The organism is Pseudomonas sp. BGI-2, from assembly GCF_004310295.1.
Classification (GTDB): domain Bacteria; phylum Pseudomonadota; class Gammaproteobacteria; order Pseudomonadales; family Pseudomonadaceae; genus Aquipseudomonas.
The window spans coordinates 1-14,061 of record NZ_SISB01000074.1; the positions used below are offsets into that span (position 1 = coordinate 1).

The window sequence follows — 14,061 nt, forward strand, 5'->3', positions numbered from 1 at the left end:
TGTGGCGAGGGGATTCAGCCCCGTTGGGCTGCGAAGCGGCCCCCTGCGCCCGTTCAGACAGACCGAGTTGTGTGGATTTACGACTGCTTCGCAGCCGAACGGGGCGGTGCGACGTTTCGCTGAATCCCCTCGCCACAAATGAGTGCCCGCGCTTAAGTGAACAGCATTAGGCTGATGAGGCCGGGCTTTTCTTTGAGTATTGCGGTGAAACCATTCATTTATGCAGCGCGGCTTTCGAGCAGGCGGTCGGAACCACCTTCAGCCACACGGTTTTCGATCAGGCGATCCGAACCACCTTCAGCGACTGGTGACTATCGACGTCGGCAATGGATGGACGACGTTCAAATCCTTTGGGTGATGGCCTCTGGCTACGCGTTGCTTGGATGGATCCACAGTGGCACCCTCAGCGCCCGCTGTACCAAGGAGCCAGGTGATCAAGGAATGAGTGGATACGTCCCCAACCCCCCGAAAAACTACCGATACGACGAAGCCAAACCCGTCGATATCCATGCCCGACGCTGGGCGGAATACGAGAAACACGGCAAGGCACCGGCGCCTGCGAAAGAAAAGTCAGGGTCGCGCTGCGCATTGGGGTGTTCTTTGACGGGACGCTGAACAATGCCGGCAACTCGGCTTCGGGGCTGCTTTGCGGCGCGCATCATCCAATCCAGCCAGCGGATGTTGATGCGAGTTGTAAGCCTTACATGGCAGATCCTGAAGGTAGTTATGGGAATGATGTCAGTAATGTCTTCAAGCTCTATGAGCTTTATCCGACATCGGAAGTAGCCGGCAGCGATGGCTCAGCCAAACTCGTACTTAGCAGTTTGTATGTCGATGGGATCGGTACGGATGCAGGCGCTGAAGACAGCATGGGGGCCGCGGCCACGGGGCGGGGAGATGCCGGTGTCGCGGGGAAGGTGCAAAAGCCATGAAAACACTGATCAAGGAGGCAACAGATCGCAACCCCGACGGTGAGATCACATCGCTCACCTTCGACACCTTTGGATTCAGTCAAGGTGCTGCCGCTGCCCGACACTTCGCCAATGAAATCGTGCGTTGTAAGCAAGGGCCCTTGGGCGAAGTGCTGCGTAGCAACCCTAAGGGCTTCAGCTCCAGTTTTGGTGGTCAGTACAACAGTGAAATTATCATGGGGTTTATCGGTCTCTTCGATACCGTCCCTTCGGTCGCGGGGGTCACAAACATTGGTAACATCCAGAGCCCGGTAGCGCCGGGGATCAAACTTTACCTTGATCGAAAGTACTTTACCGATGTGGTTCAGTTGACCGCGCGGGATGAAATTCGAGCCAACTTCGCGTTAAGCACGGTCATTCCAGCACATACAGAAATATCCGTTCCAGGTGTGCATTCGGATGTTGGTGGAGGTTATCGGGAGAAGGTGGAGGAGTGTGTACTGGTTAGCCCTATGCAGGTCCTTACGGTACGAGAGGGAACGGATATTCGAGCGACTTCAATTTATCGTGACGCCCAGCAGCAAAAAGCCAAGTGGATCGCCAAGGGCTGGTCAGAGACGATGTTGGAAATTGTGACTCCGAAACCGAGCCTCTTGCCTGGGGCAGAGCAGACTACCGGATTCAAACAGGTACGGGCGTATGCAGGTTTGCAACTAAAGCGTCCGGTCAGTGGCAAGCTGTCGGTGGTGTATCTTCACTTGATGCATAAATTGGCGAAGAAGAACAGACGAACATTCGCAGGGCCACACAGGATGATGCGGTGCGCATCGCGGCCCTGGTTGACGAGACCTATTCACCTTACATCCCACGAATCGGTAAAAAGCCGGCCCCTATGCTCGATGACTATAGGCAGGTTGTCGCTGATTTCTGCGTTTTTGTGCTGGAACAGAATGAAGAGATACAGGGTGTACTGGTATTGAGCCGGGAACGCACAGAACTGCTTCTGAACAACATCGCCGTACTGCCCAGGCACAAGGGAAAAGGAATCGGAAAAGCACTGATGGCTTTCTGTGAAGAATATGCGCAGGTTACCGGTTGCGATGGCATCAAGCTTTACACTCACCAACTGATGCTTGAAAACATAGAGATCTACAAAAAGCTGGGTTACCAGGAAACGCACGAGCAACGGAAAACGGGTTCGCCCGGGTCTTCATGTGTAAATCGATTAAAGTGCGTTCAGCCTAAAGTTATCGGCGACGGGGTCGGGCAGAAGGGGCCGTTTTTTGTTCTCTTGAACTTTCGGGCATGGCAGTTTTGTGACTTCGATGGGGCGCTCTGGCCGAAGATTGCTGATGAGAAAATGAGACCGCGTGTCGCCGAATGGCATTGCAAGCAAAGGTGCACTACCGTGTAGTTGTAAGCACTCGTGCCGCAGTCCTATTCTGGTTGAGAGGTGGGTTTCATGAACAACATCATCTATATCGTCGGCGTGGTGGTGGTCGTCGTGGTTATCCTGTCGTTCCTTGGATTTGCATAAGTCCGAAGACCGATTTTATTCCCCGCTTTTGTTCGATTTTTTCCTGATGTGGACGTCCGCCTTGTTACCGGTCTTTAACGGGTGGAACGGGCGTCCTCCGCCACACGACGTGACTTCGTCCGCATCCTGCTGCCTACCGTGAACCGAGCGAACCGCCTCGCTGCCGATCTATCAATTCCTGCACTCCGCCAACACCACTTGGCAGGTATTCGGCGTGCCACCGGATCGGCCAGCGTAGCGGATGCAATTATCCAGGGATTTTTTGCGAGCCATGCTCAAGGTGGAGCCCCAGGCCAGGCCACCCTCGCCAGCCGTGGGTAGGGCTTTTGCGTAGCAGCTTGAGCCCACACTTGAGGTCGAATAGCGGGCAGTGGCAGTTTTGCCTGCACATCCCGCGATCAGCGCGAGGTTGATGGCGAGCAGGGAGGGTATGACCCATGACGAGCATTGTTGCGCTGTTTTAACGGTCATCCCATTTCCCCTGTATCAAGAGGCTGGAGGCGTGATTGCGGTCGTGTCCTATTAGATTAGACGTTGTTGGGCTTCGGCTGTGGATTCAACCGGTCGATGCAACCGCAAGAGTGTCGCAGATGAAGCACTCGATAACCCGGGATTGCTCGCTAAGGGCCCAGCTTGCTGGAGTTCGGCCTCACTCCAGACGCCGCTGAGCGGGCCGCCCGGCAAACCTTCATTCGCTCGCGCCAGCGGGGAAAGTACCGATACAAATCCGGCGTCGCGCACCAACCGGGCACCGAGCTCTCGGGCTTGGGCATCGTCGGCGAAAACGGGAATCGCCTTGCCTTTGCCAGACAGGTCTTTCATTGACGCGTAGCCAATGGCGTTGAACGCCCGCGCCAGGTGTACTCCGGGCAGATATTGCTGGTCCGCCAAGGCGACGCCCAGATCCAGCGCCTTGCGCCCGACTTCAGCGTCACGGCCACTGAAGGGGTTGCTGGTGCTGAACACCACTTTGCCGTCTAGCTTGCCCTTCAGCTGTTCGGACAGCACCGGCATTGCGCCGTAGGGCACACTCAATACGATCACCTCGCCCCATGCCGCGGCATCACTGAGCGATCCCGCCTGAGCGTTGGGGCCGGCAGTCTTGACCAGGTCCGTCAGTTCCTCGGGGTGGCGTGACGAAAACATCACCGAGTGCCCAGCCTTTACCCATAGCGTGCCAAGCGTACCGCCGACCTTACCGGCACCTATCACGCTGATCCTGAGGGTGTCCGCCATCGCCTGGGTAGTGCACAGAACCAGGCCGGCAAGCATCAGAAAGAGGATTCTGGACATGCACTGCGCTCCTCGGTGGGAAAGTGGTCTTGTAATCACCGTAGTAGAGCCAGCGCATAAACGAAAGGTGCGTACGCCCTGACGCGTCAGCGACAAAGACTGTCTGCCAATCTCCTGGCCAGTTGCGTCGCGGTCTCACGCGCGCTGTGATCGACGTCTTCCCCCATGATAGTTTTCTCCACAATCACCGAATGCACATCCGTCACGCCGACAAATTCCAGCCAGGCTTCAATATAGGGCTTCTGAAAGTCGAAGCGCGTTGCCGGCGTGCTCGACTGCGCCGAAAAATCCAGACCACGGGCGTACATCACCACAGCGGTTTTGTTGATCAGCATGCCTTCCAGGCCGCGCTCCGGGTCGAAGCTGAACAGGATGTCCTTCTGCGACACCAGGTCGATGAAGTGCTTGAGTTTGTACGGGATGCTGAAATTCCACAGCGGTACCGACATCACCAGTACATCCGAGCGGTGCAGGTGACTTGCCAGATCTTTCAGCGTGTCCCAAGCGTCTTGTTGTGCGGTGGTCAGGGGCGTTCCATTGAGCCCGGCGTATTTGGCCTCCATGGCCAGCTCATCGAACTCCGGCAACGCCATGTTCCAAAGGTCGAGCGTGATGATTTCGGTGTCTGGAGTGTTGTCCTGATAACGCGCAATGAAGCTGCGGGCGACTTCAAGAGAGGCCGAACGTTGCTTGCGTGGAGAGCATTCAATATGCAGAAGAGTAGTCATGGCGCGCCTCGAGCGGTGGGGATAGGGCAAGTGCGAGGCATTGCAAAATAGTTGAATTTGAAATATAAATCGTAAATTATTACGCCATTAATCACGTATAAAACTATGTTCGATACCCTGCTGCTCAAAACATTTATCACGGTCGTCGATGAAGAAGGCTTCAGCCGTGCAGCCCAAAAACTGCACCTGACTCAGTCTGCGGTCAGTGGCCATGTGCGGCGATTGGAGGAACAGGTCGGTAAACCCCTGTTGACCCGTACCACTCGTTCCCAGCAACTGACTCCCGATGGCGAACGCCTGGTTTCTTATGCGCGAACAATCCTTGCGCTGAACCGTGATGCCTGGGCAGAACTGACGCGTACGCCGTTTCACGGGCGGCTGCGGATCGGGGTGTCCGAGGATTTTGTCGAGCCTCGATTGCTGCGCACCTTTCAGGACTTCGCGGCGCAGTACCCAGGGATGGAGATTGACGTACAGGTGAGCATTCCCGGTACGTTACTGGCGCTGATGAAGCAAGGGCATCTGGAGTTGGTCATCGGTTCTCTGTGCGAAACCAGCGAAGCGGGGCTGTTGCTGTGGCAAGAACCGCTGGTGTGGGCCTGGTCGGTGCAACCCGTCACCCGGCTACCGACGCCGTTGCCGCTGGCGCTGTTCCCCGAGCCGTGCCCTTATCGCGAGGCAGCGCTGACGAGGCTGGCTCAGGCGGGGATCGCCCAACGCACGGCGATGTTATGCAGCAGCACGACCGGGTTGCGGGCGGCAGCACTGGCAGGCTTCGCGGTAGCGCCCATGCCGTTCAGTCAGTTGGGTCAGGGACTGACGGTTCTTGGGGTAGAACAGGGGTTGCCGGAGTTGCCGGATGCGCAATGTCGGTTGTTCACCTCGCCTGACGCGGATCAGGCGATGGTGGCAGCGGTCACTCAGCTCATTGTGGGGTATTGCTCCACGCGCAGGGTCTGACAGTCAATTCGAGGGCCTATCGGTTTGATGCCTGGGACACTGCCAGGGCCGCGGGGCCTACCGATTATGCGCAACCGCCGCCAGTTGCTCGGTATCCACGCGAACAAAAACGGAGTCTCCAACAGCCGTGAGCATGTCCCCGGCGTAGACCTCGCAGATGACACGGGTTTTGCGCCCGACATCGCCTTCCACTCTGGCACGCAGGGTCAGCGGTACGCCCATCGGTGTCGGTTTGATGAACTTGATGCCAAGGTTGCCGGTGACGCAATTGATGCGGGGGAGGCTGGCGACTTCGCGATTTTCCATACGGTAGTGATAAGCCATCGCCGTCCAGTTTGAATGACAGTCCACCAGCATCGCGATCAACCCGCCGTACACCAGATCCGGCCAGCCGCAGTACATGGCATCCGGCACGTGCTCGGCCATGACATGCACGCCGTCCTCATGCCAGAAGCTCTTGATGTGGAGCCCGTGCGGATTGTTGCTGCCGCAGCCATAACAAACGCCTTCAGGCGCAGCGGAGTCTTGCAGAGTGTCGAGACTGGACATAACGGGGTCTTCCTCAAACATGTAAACCAAACCTGGCGGATTTTAACGCTGCAATCGGGTCGCGGTCACTCGGGTAATCCGGCCAGTCGCAATCCATCGGCGAACCGTGCGGTACCTGCTGTTCGCCTACGGTAATAACGGCGACCTGACATTCATGCTGTTTACTGGCATCGCCTTGCACGGCATCTGCTACGACTTCTTCTTCGTGTCCGGCCAGATCTACACCGACGCCAAAGCACCGGAACGCTTCAGAAGCTCGGCCCAAGGCCTGATTACTTTGGCAACCTACGGCCTGGGCATGCTGATCGGATTCTGGGTCGCAGGGCAGGTGACCGACCACTTTGCGCTGACGGGCAGCCATGACTGGAAGAGCATCTGGTCGTTCCCTGCCGGGTTCGCCCTGGTGATATTTTCTGCTTTGCGCTGGCGTTCAAGGGGCGGCGGGCCGCGGTTGTTCAATCGACGGTCTGAACAGCGCTTAGCCCACACTCACCGCCGCGGCTCGGCCACCAACAGCATCGACTGCGGCATCTGGCTTTGCGGGTGCTGCGGTTCCTGCAGGCCGGCCAACCGGAAACCAGCCATGTCCAGCGCATTCAGCCAACTGGACAAGGTGCGGAAATACCACGGCATGGGTTGCCACTGGCCCTTGAACCCGACAAAGGTCTCTTCCCTCCAGCCATCCTGGTAGTCGCCCGCCGCCGCAGTCCACGGATGCAGCGTCTGGATCACCAGCGCACCGCCAGGGGCGAGCAGGGCGTTCATGGCGGCGAGCAGCGGGATGATGTCCTGGTGCAGCAACGCGAAGTTGGCGCAGATCAGGTTGTAGTCGCGGCCGATGTCTACCTTCGCCTCCACCAATTCGTCATAGCTCGCCACATGCACCCGCGAAGAACCCGCCACCCGCGCCGCCTCGACCAGCGTCGCATCGCCATCCACGCCGACTGCCGTGATGCCCCGTTTAGCCAGCGCACGCAACAGCCAGCCTTCGCCGCAACCCAGGTCGAGCACGCGCTCCGGCTGGCGACCGAGCACCGCCAACAGGATGGCCTGGTCGGTCACCGTGAGGCGGCTTTCGATGGCGCCGCTGCGGATGGCTTCGATCCAGGCGTGGGCGTTGTGGTGCCAGCTGTCGAGGAGGGTGGATTCGGGGGCGGACATGGCAAAGTCCAACGTTGTGGGTTGGTTAAAAGGATAGGACAAGTATCAGGATTGACTGACTTCTTCAGGTCGTGAAGCGGACTGGGTCACCCAGTCCGCCAAGCAGGATCAGCTTTGGCAGAACCGGATTCGATTGCCGAATGGGTCATAGACTTCCAGCACTTGCCCCCAGCCTTGCTGAACAATATCTGGCCGTCCGTACCCATAGCGTTTGCTGTGTAGTTCGTCGCGCAGCAGGTCGATATTTTGCATCGGGACAAATATCGTCGATCCAGGGCTCGCATCGCCATGATGTTCGGAAAGATGAAGCTGCAAACCGTTTCGGCTGATTCCCAGGTACAGCGGCAGGTCTGCTTCGAACCGGTGCTCGAATTCGACGCTGAACCCTAGAAAATCAAGATAGAACTCGCGTGCCTTGGTTTCATCAAACATCCGCAATATCGGGATGGCTTTGTCGAATGTAATGGCGGGTTGGGCAGGTGCCTGGGGAAGCATCGCAGACGCGGTGTTCCAGTCCTTGTAGCCCAGTTGGTGCGCTACCAGTTCAAGCGCGGTTGAGTGAGACGCCTCTTGATTGCGCGCCTCAAGCGAGGCACGCAGCCTCTTGGCCATCTGCTTGGCTTGTTCGATTGAAAACATCGTTCCTCCTGTAGCCGAGGCATTCTGGTGCTCGCGTTGCCAAACCTCGACTCTCAAGAGATGCGACAGGATTTGGGGGGAGAAGAAATGCTTTCACCTTTCCTTTCGGAAGCGAGCGGCGGGCAGCATCGGCCCGCGCTGATAATACACAGCCGCCATTAAGTGCGGAAGTTATTACCGGAGACTCATCACCGGCAGGGGGCATGAATTGCTGTTGGCCGATTTCTGTTCAGAAGGTCTCCAACTCGTGCTTTTACATCACGATGAACATCGGTCAGAACGCCTCAACACCGCACCGAGTACACGCTGTCCGTACAAACCAACCCCAAGACCCGACACGATGAGAACGACGGCGACGATTTTGTTGAGTGACAGGCTCTCATTGAAAATCATCACTGAACCAAGCAGTCCGAATACCGGTACCAATAACGACAATGGCGCGACGGTAGACACGGGGTATCGTTTCAGCAGTGAATTCCACACCCAATAGCCGAACAGGGTGTTGGGGTATACCTGGAACAGGATCGACAGGACGGCGCGACAGTCGAGTTGATTCACCAAGGCGCTGTAACCGGTCGAGCCGTTGACTGCGTAATCAAGCGCGAAAAGAGGGAGGGGCGAAAACGCGCTGGACCACACCAGGAACGCGAAGACCTGAGTGGTCCTGGCTTTTTTGTTGATCACGTTGGCCGCACTCCAGGCGACCGCTCCCAGCAGCACCAGGATCAGCCCGGCCGTGGTGACGGTTCCGTCAACAATCGAGAGGATGCTCAACAAGCCACAGCAGGCGATACCGATACCCGCCAGTTGGTAGCGGGAGATCGCCTCCTTGAATATCCAAGCGCCCAGCAGAAGGGTGAAAAACGCGCTGAACTGAAGCACCAGCGAAGCGATGCCGGCGGAAAGACCAGACTTGATGCCAAGGTTCACCACGCCCCACAGTCCGATACCGAAGACCAGACCGTAACCAATGATGTAACGCCACTGCACATCAGGTTTCGGAATGAAAAAGATCGCTGGAAGGGCGCAAAGCGTGAAGCGAATGCCAGCAAGAATCAGCGGGTCAACGGTGGTGAGACCCAGTTTGATCACCGAGAAATTCAAGCCCCAAATGGCAGTGATCGAGATGGCGAGTAGCAGGTGCCTGGCTTTCATGTTGATCTTCCTTGAAGGGTTGTTGAGACACGGCTCGTAAGAACCCACAGCGCCAAAGCGGTAGCACTGATCAAGGCGCCCAGCAGGCTGGTTGCCATCCACCCCCAGAGCGCATAGACCTGGGTCGCGGCTGCCGCCCCCAGCGCGCTGCCGACCGAGTAGAAACACATGTAGGCGCCGACCATGCGACTTTGGGCGTCGGGTCGTGCCGCAAAAATGAGGCTCTGGTTGGTGACGTGTACGGCTTGCACCGCGAAGTCGAGCAGGACCACTCCGAAGACCAGCGCGATCAGGGACGTCTCGGCAAAACTGATGGGCAGCCAGGAAAGCGTCAGGAGCCCCAGCGAAAGGCCGGTCACTCGTTGTCCCCAACCTTGATCGGCCCAGCGACCGGCTCTTCTGGCAGCCAGGGCACCGGCGACGCCGGCCAGGCCAAACAGGCCGATGGCCGTGTGTGAAAGCGACAGCGGTGGAGCGCTCAACGGCAGCACCATGGACGTCCACAACACGGAAAAAGCGGCAAAAATCAGCAAGGCCAGCAGGCCCCTGATCCGCAAAACCGGTTCGGTCAGGAACAGCTTGAAGAGCGACCGAATGAGCGCCAGGTAGGCGTCTTGATTGCGTGGCGACACGGCGGCAGGCACCACCTTCCAGAACACCGCTGCGAGGACCAGCATCAATCCTGAGGAAACGAAATAAACAGCGCGCCAGCCCGCCAGGTCTGCGATCAGCCCAGAGGTAAACCGCGCCAGAAGAATGCCCAGGACAACGCCGCTCGTGACGGTTCCCACGGCCTGTCCACGTTGTGATGGCGTGGCCAGCACGGCGGCATAGGCCACAAGCACCTGCACGACCACGGCCAGTAAGCCCATCACGATCATGGCTCCCAGCAGGGCCAGCCATTGCTGTGAGGCACCGACTGCTGCCAGTGCGATTGCAGACAGCATCACTTGAGTCAAAATCAGCCGTTTACGGTTGACCCTGTCGCCCAGCGGTACGATGAAGAGCAGTCCCAGCGCGTATCCAGCCTGAGTGGCCGTCACCACCACCCCGATCAATCCTGAGGTGACGCCCAGGCTTTCAGCCATTGAGGCGAGCAAGGGTTGGGCGAAGTAAACATTGGCGACGGCCAGTGCGCAGGTGACGGAAAACAATAACGTGAGCGACGGAGAAAGCCCCGGAGATCGGTCGATCCTGCTGCGTTCTCCCGCATCCGTAGGTGGCAATTGCGAAGGCTGCCGGGAAAAACGTTGGGCGTCTGCTGTCATACGCGCCTCCATGGCGTTAAACTGGTTTCAATTAACAACTTGTTTCGATTATTGCTGAATCAAGTTTTAAATTGCAACCAGATTGATCGGCAGACTAGGCAATCCATATCCAAAAGGTAAATACGATGGTCGAAGGCACTTCACCGCAATGCAGCGAATGCCCCGTAGCAAGAACACTGGATGCGATCGGGGATCGTTGGTCGCTCATGATCATCCGCGATGCGTTTGACGACATTCGTCGGTTCAGCGAATTTCAAAAGAGCTTGGGCGTGGCCAAGAATATTCTGGCCTCGCGACTGAAAGCGCTGGTTGAGGTCGGTGTGTTCGATGTGCGACCGGCGTCAGACGGAAGCGCCTACAAGGAGTACGTCCTTACGGACAAAGGACGGGAGATCTTTCCGGTGGTGATCAGCATGAGGCAGTGGGGCGAACGTTTTCTGTTCGAGGTGCAGGAGACGCGTTCTGTGCTGTTGGACAACGAATCCGGCCAGCCTCTGATGCCGATGGATGTTCGCTCATCAAGCGGTCAAAAGCTTGGACCGTCTGACTGCCACAGGGTGAGGCTTGTTGACGGCGGGTCGTGAATCGACAGCGGATTTGCCTCATTCTTACCAGCCTTTCACTCCGCTCATATCGGGCAGCTTGTGAGCAATGCCTTTGTGACAGTCGATGCAGGTGGCCTCACCGTTGGCCAGGGACGTCGAATGCATGGCCGAAGCGCGCTTGCTCTGGCGCGTGAAGTCCATGAACTCGAAGTTATGGCAGTTGCGACATTCGCGAGAGTCGTTGGCCTTAAGCCTGGCCCACTCATGTTCGGCCAGTTCGCGGCGCAGGGTGAGGAACTTGTCGCGGGTATCGATGGTGTCGAAAATCTTGCCCCAAACCTCCTTTGAAGCCTGCATCTTGCGCGCGATCTTATGCGTCCATTCGTGGGGCACGTGGCAGTCAGGGCAGCTGGCGCGTACGCCGGAACGGTTGGTGTAATGAATCGTATCCTTGAGCTCGACGAATACGTTGTCACGCATTTCATGGCAGGAAATGCAGAATTTCTCGGTATTGCTCAGCTCGAGCGCGGTATTGAAACCGCCCCAGAAAATGATTCCAGCGATAAAGCCCCCCAGCGTCAGAAAGCCCAAGCTGTAGTAGAGGCTCGGACGACGCAGAATGCCCCAGTAATCCTTGAGCAAGGCGAACAGTGCTTTCATGTTGCCTCCTCAGCGTTTCTGTGCGGCGTTGGCGTCGTCTTGCAGTATTTTGTCGATGATCTCGAAGCTGGTGCCCACCAGAGGCACAGCGTCTGTTTGCGGCACGTGGCATTGGTTGCAGAAGTATCGGCGCGGTGACACCGCCGCCAGTGGCTGGCCGTCACGGTCCATGTAGTGAGTGATGCTGATCATCGTCGCCTGCGTCCGCGCGCTGTTGGCCCGGCTGTGACAGGACAGACACTTGTTGCCGTTCATATCGATCTGATAACCGCGAATGCTGTGGGGGATGGTGGGCGGCTGATCCGGGTAGTTGCGTTCGCGCTTGAGGTCCTGTTTTCTTCGTTGGCGATGGGCGGGGCCGGCAGGCTCTGGGTCAGGGTGTCGCCGGGCCGGCGCCCGTCCGGCCCGGGTGCATCGAGCGGGTAGTTGACCTCGGCGGCGATCACCACGCCCATCGCAGCGAGCAAGAGCAATGGCAGGATTCGAAAAGGCATGACGGTTCTCCTCAGGCCACGCTGACCAACTCGATTCGGATCGCGCATTTTTTGTAGTCGGTCTGCTTGGAGATCGGGTCGGTGGCATCGAGCGTGACCTTGTTGATCAGCTTGTTGGCATCAAAGAACGGCACGAACACCAGCCCTTGATGAGGTTTGTTGCGGCCGCGGGTTTCGATGCGCGCACGGATTTCACCGCGTCGACTGATCAACTTCACTTCACTGCCTCGGCGTGCCTTCAATGCTTTGGCGTCTTCGGGGTGCATGTAGACAAGTGCGTCAGGCACTGCTTTGTACAGTTCCTCGACCCGTTGGGTCATGGTGCCGGTATGCCAGTGTTCGAGAACGCGGCCGGTGCTTAGCCAGAACGGGTAATCGGCGTCCGGCGCTTCGGCCGGCGGCTCGTAGGGGAGGGCGAAAATGATCGCCTTCTTGTCCGGGTAGCCGTAAAACCCTGCGTAGCCCCCGTTCGCTGTGGGAGGCGTTGATCAGCGAGACGGCGGCCGACCGTGACCTGCCGCCGCTGGAGCGCATCTGGCAGCCGGGTAACGATCCGGTAAAGGGCATTGGTCTGGCGGCGAACGCATTGAACAAACTCTTGATCGACGACGAGATCGGCCTGCACGTGATGGAGCGTTCGTTCATGACGGTGTGGCTCGAAAACGAGTCCCACGAGACGCCCCTGCGACCGGGCCGACGCATGAGCTACATCGAGCCGATTGTCGACTCACTGAAGGACGTCCTCTCACCCCGGGCGCGCAAGCGACTGAAGCAGGCTCTGTCGATCGTGATGGGCACCGAGGCGTTGATCGCCGTGCGCGATATCAGTCACGCGAGCATCGAAGAATCACTCGACGCCACCGCCTGGGCCGCTCGAGCGCTGGTTCGTCAGGCACTGGCGGAGGATGAAGAGGCGCGACGAAAGCGCAATGCTGCGAGCTAGCGGTCTGTTCCTCCAAATGAAACGGCCGGCCGGAGTGATGTGAAACGGGTGCTGCTGTAGGCCAACCCATGGGCAGGAAAGCTGCCTCTGGCATGGGCGCCTGTATCTCATAAATGAACGGCCTCTGTGTCTATCGAAAGTATCACTGGATAGGTACGGTCCACAGGCACTCTTTCATTGATGAGGCAACCATGGATCTGATGGCTGTTCCCTTTGGTACGACCGATTGGTCGACTGTCGAGCCTGTCCAGTACGCTGGACAGACCGGTACCGCCTGGTGGCGACCCTGCCAGTTTGGTTCGACGCGTGTGCGGATGGTTGAGTACAGCCCCGGCTATCTGGCCGATCACTGGTGCTGGAGAGGTCATATCCTGCTGTGCCTGGAAGGCGAGTTGCGCACAGAACTGGAGGATGGACGCCAGTTCACGCTCACTGCCGGGATGAGCTATCAGGTGGGCAACAACGCCGAGGGGCATCGATCATTCAGCACCACGGGGGCCAAGTTGTTCATTGTGGATTAACGCTGGGATGATACTTGCGGACAGCAATCGGTGGTACGGCCTGCCCATCAGGACAATGGGCTGGCCCGTGCAAATCATCTTTTAGCGCAACGAACGGAAGGCTGCGCGCAGTTCCTTGGCGAACAATTCAGGCTGTTCCCAGGCAGCGAAATGGCCGCCCTTGTCCACTTCGTTGAAGTAGATCAGGTTGGGATAGGCGCGCTCGGTCCAGGTTTTCGGCGCCTGGTAGATTTCGCCAGAGAACACGGTCACGGCGACAGGGATCTTGATGTCCCGGGTCTTCTGTTCCACGGCATTGAAGTTGTTGGTGTTGTTTTCCCAATACAGGCGAGCGGACGAGATCGCGCTGTTGGTCAGCCAATAGAGCGAAATACCGTCGAGTATTTCGCCCTTGGTCAGGGATTTTTCCGTATCGCCGCCGCTGTAGGTCCACTGGTTGAACTAGTCGAACATCCACGCGGTCAGGCCGACGGGTGAATCCGACAGGCCGGGCGCGAGGCGGGGTGCCGTCGTTGATCGCCTTGGCGATATCGGCAGGCACGGTGGCCGGCATGTTCACGTGGATTCCCAGAGGGTGTAATTAGTTTTGTGTAAACGGTCATTTGGCAGGAGACTGCCTACCCCAAGGAAATCCAATGACCGAGTCAAAACCCAAGCGAGCCAAACGAGTCAAGCCTGATCCTGAGCTGGTTAAACT

Annotated in this window: 15 protein-coding genes and 6 pseudogenes; 8 read left to right on the forward strand and 13 right to left on the reverse strand. The window is 57.9% G+C overall.

Annotated features, from left to right (window positions below):
* Nucleotides 1–218 precede the first annotated feature (218 nt).
* Nucleotides 219–305: pseudogene (locus EYC95_RS30820) on the reverse strand (phage infection protein); the annotation flags it as partial.
* Nucleotides 306–593: 288 nt separating this feature from the next.
* Here EYC95_RS30820 and EYC95_RS31140 point away from each other — a divergent pair.
* Genes EYC95_RS31140 through EYC95_RS29425 form a run of 3 tightly spaced genes read left to right on the forward strand, consistent with a single transcriptional unit; the run spans nucleotide 594 to nucleotide 2,325 of the window.
* Nucleotides 594–932: a hypothetical protein gene (locus tag EYC95_RS31140; RefSeq protein ID WP_371928446.1), complete on the forward strand. Its 339-nt coding sequence runs from the start codon at nucleotides 594–596 to the stop codon at nucleotides 930–932.
* Complete coding sequence (locus EYC95_RS31145; protein ID WP_371928447.1) at nucleotides 929–1,891, forward strand: hypothetical protein; 963 nt, start codon at nucleotides 929–931, stop codon at nucleotides 1,889–1,891. Before EYC95_RS31140 ends, EYC95_RS31145 begins: the two co-directional genes overlap by 4 nt.
* A complete protein-coding gene (locus tag EYC95_RS29425; protein WP_305955883.1) occupies nucleotides 1,804–2,325 on the forward strand; it encodes a GNAT family N-acetyltransferase in 522 nt (173 codons plus the stop codon). Before EYC95_RS31145 ends, EYC95_RS29425 begins: the two co-directional genes overlap by 88 nt.
* A gap of 294 nt (nucleotides 2,326–2,619) precedes the next feature.
* Here EYC95_RS29425 and EYC95_RS29430 read toward each other — a convergent pair whose 3' ends face one another.
* The 3 genes from EYC95_RS29430 to EYC95_RS29440 all read right to left on the reverse strand — a co-directional run bounded on the left by EYC95_RS29430 (nucleotide 2,620) and on the right by EYC95_RS29440 (nucleotide 4,469).
* Nucleotides 2,620–2,919 (reverse strand): hypothetical protein, encoded by a 300-nt coding sequence (locus EYC95_RS29430; protein ID WP_131063452.1) that lies wholly within the window; start codon nucleotides 2,917–2,919, stop codon nucleotides 2,620–2,622.
* Between the two features lie 51 nt (nucleotides 2,920–2,970).
* Nucleotides 2,971–3,741: an NADPH-dependent F420 reductase gene (locus EYC95_RS29435; protein ID WP_131063453.1), complete on the reverse strand. Its 771-nt coding sequence runs from the start codon at nucleotides 3,739–3,741 to the stop codon at nucleotides 2,971–2,973.
* 86 nt (nucleotides 3,742–3,827) lie between these two features.
* On the reverse strand, nucleotides 3,828–4,469 hold the full coding sequence (locus tag EYC95_RS29440; RefSeq protein WP_131063454.1) for an FMN-dependent NADH-azoreductase: 642 nt from the start codon (nucleotides 4,467–4,469) through the stop codon (nucleotides 3,828–3,830).
* A 105-nt stretch (nucleotides 4,470–4,574) separates the two neighbouring features.
* On the opposite strand from EYC95_RS29440, the gene EYC95_RS29445 reads away from it, so the two are divergent.
* The gene (locus EYC95_RS29445) at nucleotides 4,575–5,429 is read left to right on the forward strand and encodes a LysR family transcriptional regulator (protein WP_131063455.1); all 855 of its coding nucleotides are present in this window, start codon (nucleotides 4,575–4,577) and stop codon (nucleotides 5,427–5,429) included.
* A 57-nt stretch (nucleotides 5,430–5,486) separates the two neighbouring features.
* Here the strand turns inward: EYC95_RS29445 and EYC95_RS29450 are convergent, their stop codons facing one another.
* Nucleotides 5,487–5,978: a PaaI family thioesterase gene (locus EYC95_RS29450; RefSeq protein ID WP_131063456.1), complete on the reverse strand. Its 492-nt coding sequence runs from the start codon at nucleotides 5,976–5,978 to the stop codon at nucleotides 5,487–5,489.
* Nucleotides 5,979–6,084: 106 nt separating this feature from the next.
* On the opposite strand from EYC95_RS29450, the pseudogene EYC95_RS29455 reads away from it, so the two are divergent.
* Nucleotides 6,085–6,449, forward strand: a pseudogene (locus EYC95_RS29455) (MFS transporter); the annotation flags it as partial.
* A gap of 18 nt (nucleotides 6,450–6,467) precedes the next feature.
* Here EYC95_RS29455 and EYC95_RS29460 read toward each other — a convergent pair.
* The 4 genes from EYC95_RS29460 to EYC95_RS29475 form a co-directional block, all read right to left on the reverse strand.
* The gene (locus tag EYC95_RS29460) at nucleotides 6,468–7,139 is read right to left on the reverse strand and encodes a bifunctional 2-polyprenyl-6-hydroxyphenol methylase/3-demethylubiquinol 3-O-methyltransferase UbiG (RefSeq protein WP_131063457.1); all 672 of its coding nucleotides are present in this window, start codon (nucleotides 7,137–7,139) and stop codon (nucleotides 6,468–6,470) included.
* Nucleotides 7,140–7,247: 108 nt separating this feature from the next.
* The gene (locus EYC95_RS29465; protein ID WP_131063458.1) at nucleotides 7,248–7,778 is read right to left on the reverse strand and encodes a glyoxalase superfamily protein; all 531 of its coding nucleotides are present in this window, start codon (nucleotides 7,776–7,778) and stop codon (nucleotides 7,248–7,250) included.
* 258 nt (nucleotides 7,779–8,036) lie between these two features.
* Nucleotides 8,037–8,933 carry an EamA family transporter gene (locus EYC95_RS29470; RefSeq protein ID WP_131063459.1) on the reverse strand — a complete coding sequence of 299 codons (897 nt, stop codon included), beginning with the start codon at nucleotides 8,931–8,933 and terminating at the stop codon, nucleotides 8,037–8,039.
* A complete protein-coding gene (locus EYC95_RS29475) occupies nucleotides 8,930–10,201 on the reverse strand; it encodes an MFS transporter (RefSeq protein ID WP_131063460.1) in 1,272 nt (423 codons plus the stop codon). The genes EYC95_RS29470 and EYC95_RS29475 overlap by 4 nt, the downstream gene beginning before the upstream one ends.
* A 125-nt stretch (nucleotides 10,202–10,326) precedes the next feature.
* Here EYC95_RS29475 and EYC95_RS29480 point away from each other — a divergent pair, with 125 nt between their 5' ends.
* Complete coding sequence (locus EYC95_RS29480; RefSeq protein WP_131063461.1) at nucleotides 10,327–10,785, forward strand: helix-turn-helix domain-containing protein; 459 nt, start codon at nucleotides 10,327–10,329, stop codon at nucleotides 10,783–10,785.
* Nucleotides 10,786–10,809: 24 nt separating this feature from the next.
* Here the strand turns inward: EYC95_RS29480 and EYC95_RS29485 are convergent, their stop codons facing one another.
* The 3 genes and pseudogenes from EYC95_RS29485 to EYC95_RS29495 all read right to left on the reverse strand — a co-directional run.
* Nucleotides 10,810–11,406 carry a cytochrome c3 family protein gene (locus EYC95_RS29485; protein WP_131063462.1) on the reverse strand — a complete coding sequence of 199 codons (597 nt, stop codon included), beginning with the start codon at nucleotides 11,404–11,406 and terminating at the stop codon, nucleotides 10,810–10,812.
* A gap of 9 nt (nucleotides 11,407–11,415) precedes the next feature.
* Nucleotides 11,416–11,900: pseudogene (locus tag EYC95_RS29490) on the reverse strand (nitrate reductase cytochrome c-type subunit).
* 11 nt (nucleotides 11,901–11,911) lie between these two features.
* Nucleotides 11,912–12,358 (reverse strand): annotated as a pseudogene (locus EYC95_RS29495) (molybdopterin dinucleotide binding domain-containing protein); the annotation flags it as partial.
* 20 nt (nucleotides 12,359–12,378) lie between these two features.
* Between EYC95_RS29495 and EYC95_RS29500 the strand changes: the two are divergent.
* Together EYC95_RS29500 and EYC95_RS29505 are read left to right on the forward strand one after the other, a co-directional pair.
* A pseudogene (locus EYC95_RS29500) lies at nucleotides 12,379–12,843 on the forward strand (TetR/AcrR family transcriptional regulator); the annotation flags it as partial.
* A gap of 191 nt (nucleotides 12,844–13,034) precedes the next feature.
* Complete coding sequence (locus EYC95_RS29505; RefSeq protein ID WP_131063463.1) at nucleotides 13,035–13,364, forward strand: DHCW motif cupin fold protein; 330 nt, start codon at nucleotides 13,035–13,037, stop codon at nucleotides 13,362–13,364.
* An 81-nt stretch (nucleotides 13,365–13,445) separates the two neighbouring features.
* On the opposite strand, the pseudogene EYC95_RS30825 reads toward EYC95_RS29505, so the two are convergent.
* Nucleotides 13,446–13,935, reverse strand: a pseudogene (locus EYC95_RS30825) (alpha/beta fold hydrolase); the annotation flags it as partial.
* Nucleotides 13,936–14,061: the final 126 nt, after the last annotated feature.